This is a genomic window from Shimia sediminis, from assembly GCF_003990645.1.
Taxonomy (GTDB): domain Bacteria; phylum Pseudomonadota; class Alphaproteobacteria; order Rhodobacterales; family Rhodobacteraceae; genus Shimia; species Shimia sediminis.
Window position 1 is genome coordinate 680,002 of sequence record NZ_RYZK01000002.1, and the last position, 21,976, is coordinate 701,977.

The 21,976-nt window shown below is 58.2% G+C and carries 18 protein-coding genes; 11 read left to right on the forward strand and 7 right to left on the reverse strand.

Translation table 11 applies throughout. The features are described from left to right. Positions 1-80 precede the first annotated feature (80 nt). Positions 81-809, forward strand: coding sequence for a threonine dehydratase (locus tag EK369_RS07875; protein ID WP_127113205.1), 729 nt, complete (start codon positions 81-83; stop codon positions 807-809). Between the two features lie 7 nt (positions 810-816). Here the strand turns inward: EK369_RS07875 and EK369_RS07880 are convergent, their stop codons facing one another. Beyond that, complete coding sequence (locus EK369_RS07880) at positions 817-1,137, reverse strand: Hpt domain-containing protein (protein WP_127113207.1); 321 nt, start codon at positions 1,135-1,137, stop codon at positions 817-819. Positions 1,138-1,295: 158 nt separating this feature from the next. Here EK369_RS07880 and EK369_RS07885 point away from each other — a divergent pair, with 158 nt between their 5' ends. Beyond that, a complete protein-coding gene (locus EK369_RS07885) occupies positions 1,296-2,564 on the forward strand; it encodes a PP2C family protein-serine/threonine phosphatase (RefSeq protein ID WP_235871362.1) in 1,269 nt (422 codons plus the stop codon). Here EK369_RS07885 and EK369_RS07890 read toward each other — a convergent pair. Next, positions 2,561-2,998 carry an NUDIX hydrolase gene (locus tag EK369_RS07890; RefSeq protein WP_127113209.1) on the reverse strand — a complete coding sequence of 146 codons (438 nt, stop codon included), beginning with the start codon at positions 2,996-2,998 and terminating at the stop codon, positions 2,561-2,563. The two genes, EK369_RS07885 and EK369_RS07890, sit on opposite strands and share 4 nt — an antisense overlap. Before the next feature lie 78 nt (positions 2,999-3,076). Here EK369_RS07890 and hslO point away from each other — a divergent pair, with 78 nt between their 5' ends. The 5 genes from hslO to EK369_RS07915 all read left to right on the forward strand — a co-directional run bounded on the left by hslO (position 3,077) and on the right by EK369_RS07915 (position 8,426). Continuing rightward, positions 3,077-4,069 (forward strand): Hsp33 family molecular chaperone HslO, encoded by a 993-nt coding sequence (gene hslO / locus EK369_RS07895; protein ID WP_127113211.1) that lies wholly within the window; start codon positions 3,077-3,079, stop codon positions 4,067-4,069. Next, entirely contained in the window at positions 4,044-4,658 is a 615-nt protein-coding gene (locus EK369_RS07900; RefSeq protein WP_127113213.1) for a CoA pyrophosphatase, read from the forward strand. The genes hslO and EK369_RS07900 overlap by 26 nt, the downstream gene beginning before the upstream one ends. After that, the gene (locus tag EK369_RS07905; protein WP_235871364.1) at positions 4,655-5,815 is read left to right on the forward strand and encodes a CCA tRNA nucleotidyltransferase; all 1,161 of its coding nucleotides are present in this window, start codon (positions 4,655-4,657) and stop codon (positions 5,813-5,815) included. The genes EK369_RS07900 and EK369_RS07905 overlap by 4 nt, the downstream gene beginning before the upstream one ends. After that, positions 5,812-6,423: a LysE family translocator gene (locus EK369_RS07910; RefSeq protein WP_235871365.1), complete on the forward strand. Its 612-nt coding sequence runs from the start codon at positions 5,812-5,814 to the stop codon at positions 6,421-6,423. Before EK369_RS07905 ends, EK369_RS07910 begins: the two co-directional genes overlap by 4 nt. Positions 6,424-6,584: 161 nt before the next feature. Further along, entirely contained in the window at positions 6,585-8,426 is a 1,842-nt protein-coding gene (locus tag EK369_RS07915) for an ABC transporter ATP-binding protein (RefSeq protein WP_127113215.1), read from the forward strand. Between the two features lie 207 nt (positions 8,427-8,633). On the opposite strand, the gene EK369_RS07920 is transcribed toward EK369_RS07915, so the two are convergent. Next, positions 8,634-9,509 (reverse strand): ribokinase, encoded by an 876-nt coding sequence (locus tag EK369_RS07920; protein WP_127113217.1) that lies wholly within the window; start codon positions 9,507-9,509, stop codon positions 8,634-8,636. Positions 9,510-9,584: 75 nt separating this feature from the next. After that, entirely contained in the window at positions 9,585-11,840 is a 2,256-nt protein-coding gene (locus tag EK369_RS07925; protein ID WP_127113219.1) for an NADP-dependent malic enzyme, read from the reverse strand. Between the two features lie 125 nt (positions 11,841-11,965). Here EK369_RS07925 and mutS point away from each other — a divergent pair, with 125 nt between their 5' ends. Next, positions 11,966-14,620 carry a DNA mismatch repair protein MutS gene (gene mutS / locus EK369_RS07930; RefSeq protein ID WP_235871366.1) on the forward strand — a complete coding sequence of 885 codons (2,655 nt, stop codon included), beginning with the start codon at positions 11,966-11,968 and terminating at the stop codon, positions 14,618-14,620. A gap of 282 nt (positions 14,621-14,902) precedes the next feature. Here mutS and EK369_RS07935 read toward each other — a convergent pair whose 3' ends face one another. After that, positions 14,903-15,244 carry a DUF2853 family protein gene (locus EK369_RS07935; protein ID WP_127113221.1) on the reverse strand — a complete coding sequence of 114 codons (342 nt, stop codon included), beginning with the start codon at positions 15,242-15,244 and terminating at the stop codon, positions 14,903-14,905. A 228-nt stretch (positions 15,245-15,472) separates the two neighbouring features. On the opposite strand from EK369_RS07935, the gene trpB reads away from it, so the two are divergent. Next, on the forward strand, positions 15,473-16,681 hold the full coding sequence (gene trpB / locus EK369_RS07940; RefSeq protein WP_127113223.1) for a tryptophan synthase subunit beta: 1,209 nt from the start codon (positions 15,473-15,475) through the stop codon (positions 16,679-16,681). A 48-nt stretch (positions 16,682-16,729) separates the two neighbouring features. Here the strand turns inward: trpB and EK369_RS07945 are convergent, their stop codons facing one another. Beyond that, positions 16,730-17,527 carry a transporter gene (locus EK369_RS07945; protein ID WP_206198054.1) on the reverse strand — a complete coding sequence of 266 codons (798 nt, stop codon included), beginning with the start codon at positions 17,525-17,527 and terminating at the stop codon, positions 16,730-16,732. Positions 17,528-17,736: 209 nt separating this feature from the next. Between EK369_RS07945 and EK369_RS07950 the strand changes: the two genes are divergently transcribed. Both EK369_RS07950 and EK369_RS07955 read left to right on the forward strand, forming a co-directional pair. Further along, positions 17,737-18,675, forward strand: coding sequence for a hypothetical protein (locus tag EK369_RS07950; protein WP_127113225.1), 939 nt, complete (start codon positions 17,737-17,739; stop codon positions 18,673-18,675). Positions 18,676-18,920: 245 nt separating this feature from the next. Then, a complete protein-coding gene (locus tag EK369_RS07955) occupies positions 18,921-20,336 on the forward strand; it encodes a hypothetical protein (protein ID WP_127113227.1) in 1,416 nt (471 codons plus the stop codon). A 50-nt stretch (positions 20,337-20,386) separates the two neighbouring features. On the opposite strand, the gene ahcY is transcribed toward EK369_RS07955, so the two are convergent. Further along, positions 20,387-21,775 (reverse strand): adenosylhomocysteinase, encoded by a 1,389-nt coding sequence (gene ahcY / locus EK369_RS07960; RefSeq protein WP_127113228.1) that lies wholly within the window; start codon positions 21,773-21,775, stop codon positions 20,387-20,389. Between the last annotated feature and the right edge of the window lie 201 nt (positions 21,776-21,976).

Consider the following 21,976-nt stretch of genomic DNA (forward strand, 5'->3'; position numbering starts at 1 on the left):
CGACACCCCTGACCCAAAACCCTTGCCAAGTCGCCCTAAAAGCGATTCAAGTGCTGGCATCACAGGTATGAGGTCATCACATGTTAGGTTGGAAGCTGTTTAGCCATTCGGTGCGCATGGTGCTGGTCAATTGGCCTCACGCGCTCAAGATCTCGGTGCCATTGATCCTGTGCAATGTTGTCGCCTTTCTCCTGGCTGGCCAAGCCATTTTGTCCGGGCTGGACGTCGCAAACCCCGGTGAAGGGGCAGGTGGGCTTTTGCTGGCGTTGCCGTTGATCCTGATCGGATCACTTTGGACCATAGTCGCCTGGCACCGTTTCATTCTGCTTGAAGAGTACCCCAAGACCATTCCGCCCCTTCGCTTTGATCGCATACTGTCATACTTTGGAACGTCCTTTGTTCTTGGGCTATTGATTGGTTTATTGCTGATGATTGGGCTTGGCGTTGGCGCTCTGATTGCTGGTGTGGCACCGATCCTTTTTGCAGTTCTCTCTTTTGCCGTGACCACGATGGGAATCTGGGTCTTCTATCGGCTCTCTCCCGTTTTGCCCGCCTCGGCCATTGAAAAACCCACCACCATCCGCGAGGCGTGGGAGTCTACGGCCGCATTGTCTGGCGCGACATTGATCGCCGCAGCGCTGACCTTTGTGCTCAGCTTCGTGTTGGCCTTTGCGAGCGAACTGCTCGCCGCTGCAATCCCCGCAACTGCATTGGCCTCTGGGGTGGCATCGAATTGCCTGCTGACCCTGGTTGGTGCCAGCCTCCTCACCACGATCTATGGAGTCGCCATCGAGAAGCGCGCGCTCTGAGACCGACTTACTGTTCCAGCCCGGCCTGAAATTGTTGTTTCGAAGCCTCGTAACAATCCAGAATCTCGGGAATATCGACAGTTTCAGCTTTGCCCTCGGACGAAGCGGTCTCACCGGTTTGGCACAGACTTGAAAAGCCACGGAATCCCAGATTCAGCGCGCTGCCCTTGAGGAAATGAAGATCCTCGCCCAGCGTGTTCATATCCGGAGCTTTGCGCAGCTTGTCTATGACCTGCTCAACCTCTTCCAGGAACAACTCGACCACCTCGGCAAAATCCTCAGCGCCGATTTCATCCCGCAGTTCATCCACACGTGTCCAGTTGATCACGGCTCTCTCCTATGTCTTGCGGTCAACCTGACAGAAAAGCCTTAACAAATACCGTCTGCCCGTTTTTGTCTGTGCAATTTTAGAGTTCAACGATTGTTAAGAGAGAGCACGTAGGTCTGTCGTTCGAGTCCGGTGAACAAGTATGATTTGGGTTTGGTGTGCAGGAAGCGACTGCAAAGGAAGATGTGGCAACACCTGGCGGAGCCATCCGTCGGGTTTTGCTGGTGGACGACAGCCGTTTGCAACGGCGCATTCTCAGCGCTTCGCTCACGCGCGACGGCTATGAGGTGCTTGAGGCCGAATCCGGCGATCAAGCCCTTGAAATCTGTCGCAAAACACCACCGGACCTCATTCTCAGCGACCTTGTAATGCCCGGAATGGACGGGCTCGAGTTCTGCCAGGCCTTTCGCGCCCTGCCGGGGGATCAGTACGGGTATTTTATCCTGCTGACGTCGAAAAGCGAAAAGGAAGAGGTCGTGCGCGGCCTAGAAGGCGGCGCAGATGACTTTGTGATGAAGCCGGTGAACGCACACGAACTGCGTGCCCGGATCAGCGCCGGAGAACGAATCCTGCGCATGCAGAAGGAACTGACAGACAAGAACACGGTCATTTCAGAAACGCTGGACGAATTGCAGCGGCTCTATGATTCGCTCGACAATGACCTGATGGAAGCCAAGAAGTTGCAACAATCGCTGGTCCGCGAGCGCTTCCAGGACTTCGGAACCGGCGCGGTATCGCTGGAGTTGCGATCATCGGGCCATGTTGGCGGCGATCTCGTTGGCCAATACCGGATCAGCGACAGCCTTGTTGGTCTTTATGCCATTGACGTATCCGGACACGGCATCAGCTCGGCCTTGATAACTGCACGGCTCGCAGGTTACCTGTCGTCTTCTTCGGTGGAACAGAACGTGGCCCTCCAGTTGTTGCCGGACGGCACCCAATCCTACGTCCCCCCGAACGAGGTCATAGCCACGCTCAATCGCATCATCATGGAAGAGATGGAAACTGAGCATTACTTTACGATGCTGCTTGCGATCGTTGATTTGCAGACCGGACACCTTGAAATGGCTCAGGCAGGGCACCCGCACCCGGTGATCCTGCGCGCTGACGGCACAATCGAACAGGATGGGCCGGGTGGCCTGCCGGTCGGCCTGATTGAGGGGGCAGAATTCAGCCCCTTCGAAGAATGTCTGAACCCCGGCGACCGTCTGTTGGTGCTGTCGGACGGGGTGACCGAATGCCCGGGTGCCTCGGGGGACATGTTGGGAGAAGACGGGCTGACCGAAATGCTGGGCGATCTCAAGGACCAGAGCATCGAAACCATGCTTGAAACGTTGATCTGGCAGCTTGGAGAGTTTTCTGGTGGCGCCAGCTTCCCGGATGACATTTCGGGCATCCTGTTCGAATACCGCGGTCCATGGCTCTAGCGCAGGATCATTTCGGCAAAGTGCCGATCCCCCTCATTCGCAAGCAAGGGTAACGCCTGCTCCGGGTCCATCCAATGCGCCGTATGGCCCGGTTCAGTTGGCAGCCCCAGCCGATGGGTAGGGCGCGCCATATAGATCGTGCACAGTTTCTCCGCCCAGATTTCATACTCCGGCATGTACACAAACCGCCGAAATGCACCCAATCGCAATGGCTTTGAGATGCGCCAGCCTGTTTCTTCATAGACTTCCCGATGCAACGCCATGACAGGCGACTCGCCGGGATCTATCCCCCCTCCGGGCAATTGAAACTCATAGTCCGGTTCAGCTTGGAAAGTGACCAACATCTGATCGCCACGCAACAACACAGCATAGGCGCCGGGACGCATCCTGTATTTCACATCGCGCCGTGGTGGTTCGCCAAATCTGCGGATCATGGCCCCTGCCCCTTTTTGTTCGACTTGCCGCCCTTATATAGTCGCGGTATGGCAAGGAAAGCCTATAGGAAACGCTCCATGACACTTGGTAACAAAATTGCCTGGGACGACACTGTTTTGCCGTTCCAACTGGACAATTCGGATATTCGCGGTCGCGTGGCGCGCCTCGACGGTGTGCTCGATGGCGTGCTGAAACAGCACAACTATCCTCCCGCGGTCGAAGCGCTGGTCGCCGAGATGACGCTTTTGACGGCGCTGATCGGTCAGACAATCAAGCTTCGGTGGAAGCTCTCGTTGCAGGTTCAGTCCAACGGGCCCGTACGCATGATCGCGACAGACTATTATGGTCCCTCGGAAGACGGTGAACCCGCGCGCATCCGCGCCTATGCCAGCTTTGATGGTGACCGCATTACGGATGGTGAGCCCTTTGACCAGATCGGCAACGGGTACTTCGCCGTACTGATCGACCAGGGTAAGGGCATGGAGCCTTACCAAGGCATCAGCGGGCTGACAGGCGGCTCGCTCAAGGCAAGTGCCGAGGCCTACTTTGCTCAGTCCGAGCAGCTGGCCACGCGATTTGCCCTGCGCTTTGGCAAATCTATCGAACCCGGTGTGCCTGAACACTGGCGCGCCGGTGGCATTATGCTGCAGCACATGCCCAAAGCCTCTCCGCATGTGTCCGGCGAGGGCGGCAGCGGCGAAGGGGGCCTGCTGCTGGCTCAGGATGTGCTGAACGAAGATGACAGCGAGAACTGGAACCGCGCCAACATCCTGTTGGACAGCGTGGAAGATCTCGAGATGATCGGGCCATCCGTTTCGCCCGCTGATCTCCTCATACGCCTGTTCCACGAAGAGGCACCGCGGGTCTATGACGCCCAACCCGTCAAATTCGGATGCTCCTGTTCCGAAGATCGTGTGCGCCAGTCGCTCTCGATCTACTCAGCCAAGGACATCGAAAAAATGACCACGCCCGAGGGCCGCGTGACCGCCGATTGCCAGTTCTGTGGTGCGCACTATGACCTCGACCCGACAACCGTCGGCAAGGATGCGAAGGCCGCAGACAGTGAGTGATCCGCTCGCCTCTCTTTTGGCCTCTCTGGAACGCGAGACAGGGGCCTCTTCAGATTTTGATCTGAACCCCGACGTGGTCCTGCCCGAGGGGCGCAAACTGCGCCCCGCTGGGGTTCTGGTGCCGATTGAGATGCGTGCAAATGTGCCCCATGTCATCCTGACCAAACGTGCCTCGCACCTGAAACACCACCCCGGCCAGATCGCCTTTCCGGGCGGCAAACAGGACGAAAGTGACGTGGACGTCGTCGCCGCAGCCCTGCGCGAGGCGCGCGAAGAGATTGGTTTGCCTGAGAACAACGTTGAAGTCCTGGGGACCCTTCCGTTTCACGAAACGGTCACCAGCTTTACCGTTACACCCGTTTTGGGCCGTGTTAGAGACGCATTTGACATCATTCCAGAGCCCGGTGAGGTGGATGAGGTCTTCTCGGTCCCGCTCGCGCATGTCACCAACCCTGCGCAGTTCTCGGTCCAGTCGCGCCGCTGGATGGGACAGAAGCGTTCCTACTTTACGGTCCCCTTCGGACCCTATTACATCTGGGGGGCCACCGCGCGTATCCTGCGGGGGCTGGCCGAGAGGATGAACCCGTGACACGCATTTCCGGCGACTGGTTAGACAATCCGCACACCCAAAAGGTCTGCGCGATGCTGACCGACGCCGGATATCAGGCGCTGTTTGTCGGTGGATGTGTGCGCAACGCGCTGTTTGGGGTCGCGGTGAACGATCTCGACATCTCCACAGATGCCATGCCGGAAACCGTGATCGACCTTGCCGCCCGCGCCGGTCTGCACGCCATTCCCACCGGCATCGATCATGGCACCATCACAGTTGTCGCTGACCACATCCCGCACGAGATCACCACCTTCCGCAAGGATGTCGAAACCGATGGCCGCCGTGCCGTCGTCGCCTTTTCCAAACAGGCCGAAGATGACGCCCACCGCCGCGACTTCACCATGAACGCGCTTTACGCACAGCCCGATGGTACCATCGTCGACCCCTTGGGCGGCATGACCGACCTTCTGGCCCGCCGCGTCCGGTTCATCGACGACGCCGATCTGCGCATCCGCGAAGATTACCTGCGAATCCTGCGCTATTTCCGATTTCATGCCTGGTACGGAGACACCGCGCAGGGCATGGATCCCGACGCGCTCGCCGCCATTGCGACGAACATCGACGGCATCAACACCCTCTCCAAAGAACGCCTCGGCGCTGAAATGCTCAAGCTGCTCGCTGCGCCCGATCCCGCCCCCGCCGTTGCCGCCATGCGCCAGACCGGCGCGCTTACAACTGTCATCACCGGCGCCGACGACCGCGCGCTGGCCCCCCTGGTGCACCTCGAACAAGAGATCGGCGCCAACCCCGATCCAATCCGCCGCCTTGCCGCCCTTGGCGGTCAGAACGTCGCCAAAGGCCTGCGCCTCTCCAAGAAACAGACCCGCCTGCTCGACACGCTGCACAACGCCATCGGCACGCCCGAAACCGCTGGCTCACTGGCCTATCAACATGGGACAGGCACCGCACTTTCGGTCCTGCTCCTGCGCGCGGCCCTGCTCGAAATGCCCATGTCTCCGACATGGCGCAACGAGATCGCAGCAGGGGCCAAAGCCACCTTCCCGGTCAAACCCGCTGACCTCATGCCAGCGCTGAGCGGCCCGACACTGGGGGCTGAGCTGAAGCGGCTCGAGGCCCTCTGGATCGCCTCTGGATTCACCTTGAGACGGCAAGAACTCCTGAAGCAAAAACAGTGACTATTTCAGCGTTTTTTGCCCAAATAGACCCGCTCTACGCCTTTGTCTTCCTCGGTCTGTTCAGCCCCGGACCCAACGTGATCCTGCTCACATCCTCGGGCGCACGGTTTGGAATTCGCCGCACCCTTCCACATCTTTTTGGCGTGGTGATCGGGGTTGGCATCACGTCCGCTCTGACCGGTCTTGGAATTGGCGCGATCCTGTTGAAATGGCCGGTTCTCGAATGGACTCTCAAGACCATATCGGCCATCTGGATCATGTGGATGGCATACCGCCTTTGGACGTCCCGGCCGGGCCACACGATCGACGATGACCGCCCCTTCACATTGGTCGAAGCCGTACTGTTCCAATGGGTAAACCCCAAGGTCTGGATCGTCGCCCTTGCTGCGGCCTCAGCCTATGCCTCTGACCTGCCGCTTCACCTCGAGGCTTTGCGTCTCGGCAGCGCCTTTTCCGGTATCAACCTTTTTGTCTGCCTGTTCTGGTCCTGCACTGGTGCACTCTTGTCGTTTCTGCTGACCACCCCGCTCGCCTGGGCCCTTTTCACGCGATGCATGGCGGTCGCACTCGCCATTTTCTCAATCATGGTTTTGCTACCCGGCAGTTGACACAGGCCCCCACCCTGCCCCACAGTCCCCAAACCCAATGAGCAAGGAGGGTGCAAAATGTATCGAGGTATCTGGCTGACCTGAGCCAAAGCTAACCTCACATCGGTATTGCCAACTGGCTTTGCCGGACCATTTTGCATTTCCAGTTTCGGACCCCTTCCATGTTCAAGTTTTTCGAAAACCTCGTTGACCCCTATTGCGACTATCCGGAAACCGATACGCCGCCGACCAAATTATGGCCGTTCCTTTGGGACTATTCCCAGCCGTTTAAACGAGTCTTTTGGGTGGCCGGGATCATGTCGATTGTCGTGGCCACAGTCGAAATCTTCCTGATCGGCTATATGGGGCGCATCGTGGACATCCTCGGCGGCGAACCTGCGCAAGTCTGGGCAGAGCACGGCACCGAGCTTATCCTGATGGCGCTGTTTATCCTGCTTTTGCGCCCCGCACTTCAGGCCTTCGATGTGCTTTTGCTGAACAACACCATCCTGCCCAATTTTGGCACGCTGATCCGATACCGTTCACACAAACACGTGCTGCGCCAATCAGTGGGCTGGTTTGAAAACGACTTTGCCGGCCGCATCGCCAACCGGATCATGCAGACGCCTCCCGCCGCGGGCGAAGCCGTGTTCCAGGTCTTTGATGCCATCACCTTTTCCATCGCGTATTTCGTGGGCGCCGCGATCCTGCTCAGCGACAGTGACCCGAGGTTGGTCCTGCCCATGCTTGGCTGGCTGGTGCTCTACGCCCTCTTGGTGCGCTGGACGATGGTGCGGGTGGGCCCGGCCTCGAAACGCGCATCCGACGCCCGCTCGCAGGTCACGGGTCGGGTGGTCGATGCCTATACAAACATCCATTCGGTCAAGCTCTTTGCGCATGATGAGCGCGAGATGGAGTATGCCAAAGAGGCCATCGAGTATTCGCGAACAACCTTCCGGGATGAGATGCGCATCTACACCATCATGGACATCATGCTGGTGACACTGAATGGTCTGTTGATTGTCGCGGTTGTCGGCTGGGCGATTTGGCTCTGGATGCAGGGTGCCGCCAGCGTTGGCGTCGTTGCTGCAGCCACCGCACTGACGCTGCGCCTGAATGCTATGACCGGCTGGATCATGTGGGCGTTGACCACCTTCTTTCGGCAACTTGGCGTTGTTGCCGAGGGGATGGAGACCATTGCGCAGCCCATCACGCTTGTCGATTCCAAAGGCGCGCAACCGCTTGCCATGCAAGACGGAAAAGTCGAGATTCAGTCTCTATCTCACCACTATGGGCGTGGTGCCGGGGGTCTGGACGCCATTTCTCTCACCATTCAGCCCGGCGAAAAGATTGGCCTGATTGGCCGCTCTGGCGCGGGCAAATCAACGCTCGTGAAGCTCCTCTTGCGGTTTTACGATGCCGAAGCCGGACGCATCCTGATCGACGGTCAGGATATTGCGGGGGTCACGCAGGACTCTTTGCGGGACAAGATTGGCATGGTCCAGCAGGACAGCTCCCTCTTGCATCGGTCGGTCCGCGAAAACATCCTCTACGGTCGCCCGGATGCGACCGAGGAACAGATGCTCGATGCTGCCCGCAAGGCCGAAGCGCATGATTTTGTCATGGACCTGCAGGACCCCGAGGGGCGTTCCGGCTATGACGCGCAGGTGGGTGAACGCGGCGTGAAACTCTCAGGTGGGCAGCGTCAGCGGATCACGCTGGCGCGTGTCATGCTCAAGGATGCGCCAATCCTCCTGCTCGATGAAGCCACCAGTGCACTTGATTCCGAAGTCGAGGCCGCGATTCAGGAAACGCTCTATGGTCTGATGGAGGGCAAAACCGTGATTGCCATCGCGCACCGTCTGTCCACTATCGCGCGGATGGATCGCATCCTTGTGCTGGATGGCGGTCACATCGTCGAAGAAGGCACCCACGCTGAACTTCTGACCCAAGACGGGCTTTATGCCAGCTTTTGGGCGCGACAGTCTGGCGGGTTCCTCAATGCGGACGAAGTGGCTGAGTAAGGGCGCAAACGCCCCGTAGGTCGGACAATTTTGTCCGACCTACCGACCGGCGCGTTAATTTCTTCGGATGCCGCCCCCAACACCGACGCAATAGCGACGTTATACCGACGCGATACAGATGTGGGTTTTGGCCATTAACCCTTGTGTTTTCGGGCTGATTCTCTGCCAAGGGCGCAGGGGGCCGCGGACGGTCCGGTCAGACTCTGTTTAGAAACTCGCGTCCTGAACCTCCTTCAGGTCCGGGATCACATCGGCCGTACCGTGTCGCGTCACCATCAAGGCAGAGGCGCGTGTCGCCAGCGCAATCGCCTGAGGCATCGGCATGCCCCGGTCCAGCGCCGCCAACACATACCCGGTAAAGGTATCCCCTGCACCGGTCGTGTCGACCGGCGTCACCGGCAATGCGGGGAAATGCCGAATCTCACCAGAGCCATTGTCATAGAGCGAGCACCCCTGACTACCCTTGGTCACGATCACCTGGCTTACCGGCAAATCGGGCGGGGCCTGTCCGGTGGCCTGCTCAAACTGCGCTGCCTCAACTGCGTTCAGAAACAGAATGTCTGTATAGGGCAACACGGCCTGCATCGCTTCGGCCTCAAAAGGCGCGGCGGCACAGGCCGTAAACAAATCCAGCTGTTTGGCCATTTCGGCAGCATAAGCCTGATTGTTGGTTTCATTCTGGATCAGCAGCGTATCCCCTGGCGATGCCTCGCTCAGCGCAGAGCCAATCGCCGCCTCGGAAATCACGTGATTGGCCCCCGGCAGTAACACGATGGCATTCTCACCCGCATCATCCACGTTGATGATGGCATGGCCCGTCGGGGTCTCGGGCAGAGTCGCGATGTGGCGCGTATCGACGCCGTACTCCAGCAACCGTTCGACCGCCCATTTGCCGTCTTCCCCCACTGCGCCAATGTGAATGGTCCGGGCCGCCGCACGGGCTGCGGCCACCGACATGTTGGTGCCCTTGCCGCCCAACCCCCGCAAAACCGACGTCGCCGCCAGGGTTTCCCCGGCAGCGGGCAAGTGTGGAACGCGATAGAAAAAATCCGCGTTGATGGACCCGAGATTGTAGATCGCCATAAGAAACACCAACAAAAGAAAACAGGCCGGGCAACAATGCCCGACCTGCACAAAACATCAAGCTTTGTCGTCGTCTCAGCCGATCTTGGCCGCAGCCATCACCGCCATGTTCAGGATGTCGTTTGCGGTCGAGCCGGTCGAACATATCTGGATCGAATGATCAACGCCCGACAGGATCGGACCGATCACCGTTGCACCCGCCATTTCCTGCATCAGCTTGGTCGAGATCGACGCCGAGTGGCGCGCTGGCACCACGAGGATGTTCGCCGGGCCGGTCAGGCGCTGGAACGGATAGTTTTCCTGAGCGCGTGGGTTCAGAGCCACATCCACGGTCATCTCGCCTTCGTACTCAAAATCCACGCCCCGCCGATCCAGAACCTGAGGCGCGACGTGCAGCTTTTGTGCGCGTTCCGACACCGGGTACCCAAAGGTCGAGAAACTGACAAACGCTACACGCGGTTCCAGACCCATATGACGGGCCACTCCAGCAGCACGTTCCGCGATATTGGCAAGATCTTCCTCATCCGGCCATTCATGCACCAGCGTATCGGCAATCAGCACAATGCGCCCGTTATGCAACAACGCTGTGACGCCCACGGCGCCATTTTCGGTACTGGCATCAATCACATGGTTTACCAGTTGCAGCACATGCGCCGACTTGCGAGTCGCGCCGGTCACCAGCGCGTCCCCGTGACCATGTTGCAGCATCAGGGATGAGAACACGTGGCGATCCCGTGCGGCCAGCTTGAACACGTCATGGCGGTCAAAGCCCTTGCGTTGCAGGCGTTCGTAGAGAAAGTCGGTATAGGTCTCCAGATGCCTCGTGTTCGCCGCGTTGACCACTTCGATCTCGCGCACTGCATCGCCCAGTCCTGCGGCTTCGAGTTTCTGTTTCACATCCGCTTCGCGACCGACAACCAATGCCTTGCCAAAGCCGTTGCGCTGATAGGTGACAGCCGCCCGCAAAACACGGGGATCGTCGCCTTCTGCAAAGATCATCCGCGCTTGAGCATGACGCGCACGCGCGTTGAGGCCGCGCAGGATCGACGCCGTTGGATCCATTCGCGAGCGCAGTGTTTCTTCGTACCCATCCATATCGATGATCGGACGACGCGCCACGCCAGTGTCCATGCCAGCCTTGGCAACGGCAGGGGGAATGCGGTGGATAAGGCGCGGATCAAATGGGGTCGGGATGATGTAGTCCCGACCAAAGGACAACTTGCGGCCATAGGCCATGGCAACCTCGTCCGGCACGTCTTCACGCGCAAGCTCGGCCAGCGCCTCGGCGCAGGCGATCTTCATTTCGTCGTTGATGGCGCGGGCATGAATGTCCAACGCACCCCGGAACAGGTATGGGAAACCCAACACGTTGTTGACCTGGTTTGGATAGTCCGACCGGCCCGTCGCAACAATGGCGTCGGCACGTACGGCGTGGGCCTCTTCCGGTGTGATCTCCGGATCGGGGTTGGCCATGGCAAAGATCACCGGATCGTCGTTCATCGAGGCGACCATCTCGGACGTCACAGCACCCTTGGCAGAAACGCCGAGGAACACGTCAGCGCCTTTCATGGCTTCTTCCAGCGTACGCAGATCGGTTTTCACCGCATGGGCCGACTTCCACTGGTTCATACCCTCGGTACGTCCCTGATAGATCACGCCCTTGGTGTCACAGGTGATGCAGTTGTCATGCTTGGCGCCCATCGATTTCAGCAATTCGATACAGGCAATGCCCGCTGCGCCCGCGCCGTTCAGAACAATCTTGCAGTCTTCGATCTTCTTGCCCGAGATGTGCAGTGCATTGATCAGACCCGCGGCACAGATCACCGCAGTACCGTGCTGATCGTCATGGAACACTGGAATGTCCATCTGCTCTTTCAGGGTCTGCTCGATGATAAAACACTCAGGCGCCTTGATGTCCTCAAGGTTGATGCCCCCAAAGGTCGGACCCATCAGGCGCACTGCCTTGATAAACTCATCCGGATCTTCGGTATCCAGTTCGATGTCGATCGAGTTCACGTCGGCAAAGCGTTTGAACAAAACCGCCTTGCCCTCCATCACCGGTTTCGAGCCCAGCGCGCCAAGGTTGCCCAAGCCCAGAACCGCGGTCCCGTTCGAGATCACCGCCACAAGGTTGCCCTTGTTGGTGTAATCATAGGCCGTTGCCGGATCGGCCGCGATGGCCTCACAGGGCACAGCCACACCGGGAGAATAAGCCAGCGACAGGTCACGTTGCGTGGTCATCGGCACCGAGGCCTTGATCTCGAACTTGCCGGGAGTCGGCTCCAGATGGAACGCGAGCGCTTCTTCCGCAGTGACTTTGGTGTTGGCCATTTTGCTGACTCCTCCGATACCTTCCGGGCCTCTTAGCCCAAGGGTGCGAATCTCACAACCGCCAAGCACTTTCGCCTTTCGCGCAATGTGCCGCATTTGCTAAGAAAAGGGCCACGACAGGGGGAATGTCACTCGTGAACGCAGCCAAGCCAGCCGTCACGCCGATGATGGCGCAATATCTCGAGATCAAGGCCGAGCATCCGGATGCCCTGTTGTTTTATCGCATGGGCGATTTTTACGAGATGTTTTTTGACGATGCCGTTGCCGCCGCTGAGGCGCTGGATATTGCACTGACCAAGCGCGGCAAACACGAAGGATCCGAGATCCCGATGTGTGGCGTCCCCCATCATGCCGCCGAGGGGTATTTCCTTACCCTGATCCGCAAAGGGTTCCGGGTGGCTGTCTGCGAACAGATGGAAAGCCCGGCCGAGGCCAAAAAACGCGGCTACAAGGCTGTCGTGCGGCGCGAGGTCGTGCGCCTTGTCACCCCCGGCACCCTGACCGAAGACTCGCTCTTGGATGCGCGCCGACACAACTACCTCGCCGCTTACGCTGTGGTTCGGGATGAGGCGGCACTGGCCTGGGCCGATATTTCGACAGGCAGCCTGCACGTGATGCCAATCGCGCCAGTGCGATTGGGACCAGAGTTGGCCAGACTGGCACCGTCCGAATTGCTGGTTGCCGAAGGATCAGAGCCGGGTTTAGCTGAAATAGTCTCTGACATGGGCGTCCCGTTGACCCCACTATCCCGCGGTTCATTCGATTCCACCAATGCTGAAAAACGGGTCTCGTCCCTGTTTAAAACCAACTCTCTGGAGGCTTTTGGCACCTTTGCACGCCCCGAAATCGGCGCACTTGGAGCAATCGTCGACTACCTGGACCTGACCCAAAAAGGCAAACTGCCGCTCCTGCGGCCGCCCATGCGCGAAGCAACGCAGGCGGTGATGCAGATCGACGCCGCCACGCGTCGCAACCTCGAGCTGACCCACGCCCTGTCCGGTGGTCGTGCCGGATCACTTCTGTCTGTGATCGACCGCACACTCACCGCTGGCGGCGCGCGGCTCTTGGAACAACGTCTCTCGTCCCCGTCCCTGCGCCTGTCGACCGTGCAGGACCGCCTCGACTCCGTCAGCTATTTCGCCGATCATCGTGGCATTGCCGCAGTTTTGCGCGACACCATGCGCAGCGTGCCTGACATGGATCGTGCCCTCTCGCGACTTTCGCTGGACCGTGGCGGCCCGCGCGATCTTGCCGCGATCCGCAATGCGCTTGGTCAGGGAATGGATCTGGCTCTGGCCTCATTTCCTGACGCACTCCCTCACGTATTGCAAACTGCCCTCACCGCTCTTCAAGGGCACGACGACCTCTTGGCGCTGCTCGATCAGGCCCTTATCGCCGAACCTCCGCTGCTCGCCCGCGACGGCGGTTTCATCGCCCCCGACTATGACAGCGAACTCGACGAAAGCCGCCAGCTGCGCGACGAAGGCCGAGGCGTGATCGCCGGAATGCAGACGCAATACGTTGAGACCACCGGCATTCAGTCGCTCAAGATCAAGCATAACAACGTCCTTGGCTACTTCGTCGAGACCACAGCCAAACACGCCGACGCGATGCTGTCGCCGCCACTGTCCGAGACCTTCATCCACCGCCAGACCACCGCCAATCAGGTGCGCTTTACCACGGTGGAACTGAGCGAGATGGAGACCAAGATCCTCAACGCCGGCAATCGCGCGCTGGAAATCGAGAAGCGCCTGTTCGAAATGCTGCGCGCTGCTGTGCTGGATCAGGCCGGGCCTATTTCTGCCGCTGCCCGCGCGTTGGCTGAATTCGACCTCTCCACCGGCCTCGCCGAGCTGGCCATTTCCGAGAACTGGTGCCGTCCCGAGGTCAACGAAAGCCACGATTTCCACATCCAAGGCGGTCGCCATCCAGTGGTTGAGGCCGCCCTGCGCAAGACTGGCGCGCCGTTTGTCGCCAACAACTGCGACCTTTCCGGCGGGGACGAGGCCAGCATCTGGTTGCTCACCGGTCCCAACATGGCCGGTAAATCGACCTTTTTGCGCCAGAACGCGCTGATTGCCCTGCTCGCCCAGATGGGCAGCTTTGTCCCGGCGAACAAAGCCCGCATCGGGCTGGTGAGCCAACTCTTTAGCCGTGTTGGTGCCTCGGACGATCTGGCGCGCGGGCGCTCGACCTTTATGGTCGAAATGGTCGAAACCGCTGCGATCCTGAACCAGGCCGACGATCGCGCCCTTGTCATCCTTGATGAAATCGGACGCGGCACGGCCACTTACGACGGGTTGTCCATCGCATGGGCAACGCTCGAACACCTGCACGACATGAACAAGTCGCGGGCACTCTTTGCCACGCATTACCACGAAATGACGGCTCTTGCGGGCAAATTGGAGGGAGTCGAAAACGCGACCGTGACCGTGAAAGAATGGGAAGGCGAGGTAATCTTCCTGCACGAAGTCCAAAAGGGTGCCGCCGACCGCTCGTATGGTGTTCAGGTCGCACAGCTCGCGGGCCTGCCCCCGGTTGTGGTTGAGCGCGCGCGCGTCGTTCTCGAAGCTTTGGAACAAGGCGAACGCGAGGGGCCAGCGCAAAAGGCTTTGATCGACGATCTGCCACTCTTTGCCGCCACGCCTGCTCCGGCTCCCGCCCCGGTCAAGGGTCCATCGCCGGTCGAAGAGTTACTGGAAGACGTCCATCCGGACGACCTCAGTCCGCGCGAAGCACTGCAGAAACTGTATGAACTGAAACAGGCTTTGGAAAAGTAGATTGCGCAACTAAAAACGGAGGCTCCACCCGATCCCACATCGGCCAGAACCTCCGTTACCCCACGTGCTCCCTACTCACCACACGTGTTCTTGAAACTGGTTCCGGCCATCCTGGCGCGGCGTTGATTTATACCTATCCCAGCCTGCGGATTCGGACAAACACCAAGTAGTTAGAACCAAGGACAAAAAAGAAACACCCGCTTAACCAAGAGGGCATGACCGACGAGGTTAAAGCGGTCAAACTTGGTCAAGCGGGCGCATTTCATCCCCTTGAGGGGGATGTCATCCGTAGATGGATTCTTTTCCAAAATGCTTGGTGAGCATATAGTAAACCACCGCGCGATACTTGTTGCGTTCGCTGCGCCCATAGGTGTCGATCACCGAATTGATGGCTTCCATCAACTCTGGCCCATCCGACAGGGCCAACTTCTTGATGAGAAAGTTGTTTTTCACGGTTTCCAGCTCTTCCGGCTGGGTCGCCGCGACGGTCGAGGCATCATCGTTGTAGATCGCAGGACCACAGCCGATGGTTACCTTGGTCAACAGGTCCATATCAGGCTCCATCCCACATTTGCTGCGCAGATCTTCTGCGTATTTGGCGATCAGGTCGTCACGTTTTCCCATAGGTCCCATCCCTTGTTTTCTGGCGTTGCCGTAATTCAGATCCAAGCCCCTCGCGAAGCTGTGTCAAAGAGTATCCTCTCTCGGCCACCCAACAACGGGAAACTTGGCGATGCTTTCCCCCTCGGCGAATAGCCGCGAGTTTATGCGACCAAGCGCGACACTTTCACAACTTGGCTACGCGTTGAAAACACTGCCAAATCACGGTGAACTCATGACAGGAAAACACGAATGGCATCTTATCTGAAAACCATCCCCAACGCGGACGGCTATTTTGGCGAGTACGGCGGAGCAATGCTGCCACCCCCGTTGGAACCCCATTTCAAGGCAATCAACGAGGCCTATCAGCAGATTTCAAAGTCAGCCGAGTTCATTCGCGACCTGCGCTACATCCGTAAACATTTTCAGGGGCGTCCAACCCCGGTTTCGTACCTCAAAAACCTCAGCGACCGTGCCGGTGGCGCGCAAATCTATGCCAAGCGCGAAGACCTGAACCATACTGGCGCGCACAAGCTGAACCACTGCATGGCCGAGGCGCTGTTGGCCAAACACATGGGCAAGACCAAGCTGATGGCCGAAACCGGCGCCGGTCAGCACGGCGTCGCGCTGGCAACCGCCGCCGCCTATTTCGGCATGGAATGCGAAATCCACATGGGTGAAATCGACATCGCGAAAGAGGCACCAAACGTCACCCGCATGAAACTCTTGGGGGCAACCGTTGTTCCCGTGGGCTTTGGCGGACGTTCCCTGAAAGAGGCGGTGGATTCCGCCTTTGAATCTTATGTCCCTCAGGCGGATACGGCCCTTTTTGCAATTGGCTCGGTCGTTGGTCCCCACCCTTTCCCAATGATGGTCCGCGACTTCCAGCACATCGTCGGCATCGAAGCCCGCGAGCAGTTCATTGAAATGACCGGCGGGCTGCCCGACATGGTCGCGGCCTGTGTCGGCGGCGGGTCAAACGCCATGGGCATGTTTGCCGGGTTCATCGAGGACGCCGACGTGGCGCTTTATGGCGTTGAGCCTCTGGGAACATCCTCGAAACTGGGCGAGCACGCCGCCACCATCACCTATGGCGAAGATGGTGACATTCATGGCTTCCGCACCATGGTTCTCAAGGATGAAAACGGTGAACCCGCCCCGGTACACACGGTTGCCTCCGGGCTCGACTATCCCGGTGTCGGACCCGAGCACGCGCACCTCTACCGCACCGGCCGCGCCAACTATACCGCCGCCGACGACAAAGAGGCACTCAAGGCGTTCTATGACCTGAGCCGCTACGAAGGCATCATTCCCGCGCTTGAAAGTGCCCATGCCGTAGCCTTTGCCCAGCGCGAAGCCGCCAAGAACCCGGGCAAGTCCATTCTGATCAACCTGTCCGGTCGCGGGGACAAGGACATCGACTATGTGACCGAAACTTTCGGTCTCGGCGAAGATTTCTGAAATTTGCGTTTGGGGCGGGTCAGTCTCGCCCCATTCCCTGCGCAGGTGCTATTTTGGGAACAGGTACGTCACGATCATGCGCGCACCCCAGCCGTCAGCACCGCCTGCCGGGCTGTCCGCATAGTACCTCAGGCCACCCCCAATGCTGACAGGTCGATTGCCGATCTGAATCAGCTTGGTCGCTGTCATGTTGATCGGAACATTGGCCGAATCCGTGTTCCAGTCATAGGTCAGCTCAGTATTCAGCGAGAACGTCCATTTCTCTGGCGTGATATACGAGATGAAGGGCTGGAAGAAGGTCGCGTTGATATCCGTGGACCCACCTCCGACATCCCAGATGTGATTGGCCAGCGCGCCATATGTCCATGGGCCCACTTGTTTCAGCGCGACACCTGTAATCCCGGCGCCAAGCTGGTCCTGACCCAGCGCACTGTCCGTTGCCGTTGGCAACAGGAAAACAGGCCCTGCCCCCCATATCCACCCGCTTGCGCTCGGCGCCTTGGGTGAAAAGAAGAAACTCTGGACCACGTCCCCAATCCCGGATTGCGACGTACCCGGTGTGAAATCTTCTTGCGAGATCACCGGCAGAATTGTGCGCGAGATCACGTTCCAATCATCGTTCAGCTCAAACGGAATGACCGGTTGAATGTTGAGAGTCAGACGCGACCCATCCCCGGAGGCACCAAAACCTTCGTCGTAGTTCAACTGAAAAGGCACGCTGATCAGTGAGGCAATCGGATTGGCCAGCTGCTTGGCCAGGTCATCCCCTTGATCTGCAATCAGCTGGATCGGTGAAAGCGACACAGCCGCCAAGGCCGCCCCAGTAAGTTTGAACAACAATCTCATCGTCAAATCTCCACGCACAAGCGTTTCTTGCCATCTTAGACAAACCACTCACAGCATCCCACAGCCCGAAACGCCGCACGGCCAATTCAAATGTTTCAACACAGGCGCACCAAAAGCAGCAGAACGTTGGAATTTCGACATTACGCCATATTCCTGCCCAGAGCACGTGTTTCAGTTGATGCGAAACACAATTGGCTGCGCCTACGTTCATGTCGAAACAGAAATCCTTTGAAGAACGGCTTGCTGAATTCCGTCGGCAAAACCCTGAAAGTGCTCCATCGCCGCAAGGGGCCGAAATGCGCCCATCCACCGGGCGTACCGCCCCGCGCAAGACGACATTGGTTGCTTTGATTGTCCTGGGCATCACCTTGCCATCGCTGGTCTTGCTGTTTGCTCTGCGAGAAGTCACCAGACCAATGACCGTGACCCAGACCGCTTCACTGGAAACGCGCGTTGATGCGCCATCCTATGACCGCGTGGATCCGGGTGGCCTCACCGGGTACTTCGGCCGCATACTTGGGCTCTTTGACAGCCGCGATCCTGGCCCTTTGACCTACCTCCCCCCGGCGCGTGATGGGTGGTATCGTGTCACTGTCATGGATGCGCGCAATCCGAATATTCTGGATGACCTGCATCACGCTTGGCCCGGTCCTGCGCGGTCGCTTGCGCAGAACCCTGGCTACAAGCATCTGGTGCATTTCATTAGGACCTACCGCAAACCGGATTTCGAACAGCGCGTCCTTGCAAGAAAACTCACACGCGCTATGTATCTGCACCCCAACGGCGAATTCATGTCGGTCCGTATGCAATTCACCGGCGACAAGAATGCCCTTGGCCCGCGCGACAAAAAATCTGTCTGGATCGACTCGCTGGCCAAACGGCTTGAGGCCAGAGCCAATCGTGATGAGGTGGTCGAGCGTAACAAGCTTGCCGGACACGATATCGTCAACCTGACCAAGGCCGAGGGCAAAAGCCCGATCCAGCGACCCATTGGCTACGCATATGGGACACGCAACGCGCTGCGGATATCTGTACCGCTGACAAACAAGGCCATTATGTCAATTGACGGGGTCACTACCCCCAATGCAGTCGCCAAGCTGATCTCAGCTGTCGACAAATCCGCTGTCGGGGAACACATAGGTCACTAGCGCGGCCATCGCCCGTGCAACATCAGGTTGAGGATCTCGTACTTCCCCTTGACGGGGCAGCCTATGGCCTCAACCATTGCCCCATGGCAACCCAAATGAAAAGGTTTGGCGAAATGGGGAGTGGTCTATTGGTGCGTCACATTTGCTTCCTGATGCCTTGGGTATTCTGCGCAGCGCTTCTTCTGTCGACCAAAGCAAGTCTCGGGGCAAGCTTTACGCGCAGTATTGACCCCGTAGATCCCATCATGTCCTGCCACATCAAACTTGAAGGCCCGATCGAAAAGGGGGATCAGGAACAGCTACGCGCCGAGGTCGCGGCCTATGCCAAGGCACGTCAAGAGCTGCGTCTCAGAGGCGACTCGCCGCCACAACTTGAATGGATGCCAAGCATTCCGCGCATCTGCCTCGACAGTCCAGGTGGCTCGTACAATGAGGCCCTTGAAATTCTGGAACAGGACTTTGGCACCTTTGCGACGGCCATAGGCAAGGGTATGCGCTGCGAAAGCGCCTGTGCGCTCATTTTCATGGCCGGTGCCAGCGGCGATGGGGGGTCTATCGATTTGGAACTGGGCGGACGGGTTCTGCATCCCCTGGGAAAACTGGGCTTTCATGCGCCCAAACTCCTCGTGCCCGAAGGCCAATACGACAAACAGGTCGTGGACGCAGTTTACAGTCAGTCTGTTCGCCACATTGCCCGTCTGGTTGGGCAGATGAACAAAATCTCCTTTCCCGAATCTTTGCTGGAAAGGATGTTGCTGACCCCTCCCGAACAGATGTTTTACGTTTCCACCGCTGGCCATGCCATCGACTGGCGCATCCGTGTGGCTCCTGCCGTGTTCCCGAGCGAACTCTCTCCACTTGCAGTCTGGAATGCCTGCTACAATGCCCGTAACCTTGTGGCCGAAGCTTTGGGTGAGGCGCGGGTCGACATCTATCAGGGCAATTTCTGGCAAAAACCGCCTGTTTTCTATGAGAAGTATTCAAATCTGATCGGCGAAATGCCGATACCGATGGGATCCCAGGGTGATGTGTCCTGCAAATTCCAGCCCGACACTGACCCCATTCTCTACAACTGGTACATTCCAACAACCTCTGCCGGCATGCTCATGTTTGAAATTGGCGAAGACCATACAGGGCGCACGCTGTTCTTCGATCCATATGCAAACTATTTCGTCACGCGCGCGACGCCCTTGACTGTCTTGGCGCGGACTGATGACAGCCGACGCGAATACGCATTGTCCAGCGAACTCTCTGCGCCTGTTGCTAAATCCACAAAAGGAATCTGCGGGTGGACCCAGGGCGATCAACTGACCAGTTACAGTCGCTGTGTGGAAACCATCACTGAAACACCTCGCGAAGACCTGAGTGCCTCATTCGACCTTTTTTATCAGTTCGAAGATAACGAGCCAATTGAGGTCAGCGCCGAGGGTAGTTTTGCGCTAGGGTTGCCTGCCAATCCAACAAAGCACAGCTTCCGGTTCCAAAAGCACTGGGCGTCAATGGAAGTCGATGGAATGCCTGATGCCGGCGATGACTACAATGAACCAGGCGTTGACGACTTCTGTCTCGGCGTGACCAACGGCGAAAGCCCATGGTGCACCGTGCGCATTTTTCGAATGGAAAATGGGCAGGACCGCTTTCTGTTCTGGGAAGATCATTAAAAAAGGCACCAAAAATCTATTGGCGCCTTTTTGTTAAATACTTGAATGACTTAGTATCGGTAGTGCTCGGGTTTGAACGGGCCCTCTACGGACACACCGATGTAATCCGCCTGCTCTTTTGCCAACTTGCTCAGCTTAACGCCGATACGGTCGAGGTGCAGGCGCGCAACTTTCTCGTCCAGGTGTTTGGGCAGGATGTAGACGTCGTTGTTGTACTCATCACCCTTGGTGAACAACTCGATCTGCGCCAGAACCTGGTTGGTGAACGACGCCGACATCACGAACGACGGGTGGCCTGTGGCGTTACCAAGGTTCAGCAGACGTCCCTCAGACAGCAGGATCATGCGGTTGCCCGAAGGCATCTCGATCATGTCCACCTGTTCCTTGATGTTGGTCCACTTGTGGTTCTTCAGGCTCGCGACCTGAATCTCATTGTCAAAGTGACCAATGTTGCCAACGATGGCCATGTCCTTCATCTCGCGCATATGCTCGATGCGGATCACGTCCTTGTTGCCAGTGGTGGTGATGAAGATATCCGCGCTGGCAACTTCGTCTTCCAGCGTGGTGACTTCAAAACCGTCCATCGCCGCCTGCAATGCGCAGATCGGGTCAATCTCGGTCACTTTCACGCGGGCACCAGCGCCGCGCAAGCTGGCGGCCGAGCCTTTGCCCACATCGCCGTAACCGCAGACCACGGCAACCTTACCGGCCATCATGGTGTCGGTGGCGCGGCGGATACCGTCAACCAGCGACTCTTTGCAGCCATATTTGTTGTCGAACTTCGATTTGGTAACCGAGTCGTTGACGTTGATCGCGGGGAAGGGCAGTTCGCCCTTTTTTACCAGATCATAAAGACGGTGCACACCGGTGGTGGTTTCTTCGGACACGCCCTGGATCTGGTCACGCATCTTGGTGAACCAACCGGGGCTGGCCGCCATGCGCTTGCGGATCTGGGCGTGAATGACCTCTTCTTCTTCCGACTGCGGCACACCCAGAACGCTTTCGTCGGCTTCGGCCTTGGCGCCCAAGAGGATGTAGAGCGTCGCGTCGCCACCATCGTCGAGGATCATGTTCGGGCCATCTGGGAACATGAAGGATTTGTCCAGATAATCCCAATGCTCTTCCAGTGACTGACCTTTGATTGCAAAGACCGGAATGTCCGCGGCGGCAATCGCGGCGGCGGCATGGTCCTGAGTCGAGAAAATGTTGCACGACGCCCAGCGCACGTCAGCGCCCAACGCCACCAGCGTCTCGATCAGAACAGCTGTCTGAATGGTCATGTGCAACGAGCCGACAATGCGCGCACCGCTTAACGGTTTGCTTTGACCGTATTCGTCCCGCAGCGCCATCAGGCCCGGCATTTCGGTTTCGGCAATGTTCAGTTCTTTGCGGCCGAACTCGGCCAGGTTGATGTCTTTTACAATATAGTCGGTCGCCATTGCGCCCTGCTCCTTTAACCCGAGAATTGGGCCTCAGATAGCATTGGACAGGCCGTTCGACAATGGCCCCTAGCTGGCAGTGTCATTCGGTTGGTTTTCTGGCACCTGTTGAAACTATCCCGTACCCGCAGCAACCAAACAGGAGGGGGCCGATGCACCAATAGTGCTCTTTTCCCAGTTGCCCATCCGCGTCTACGGTTC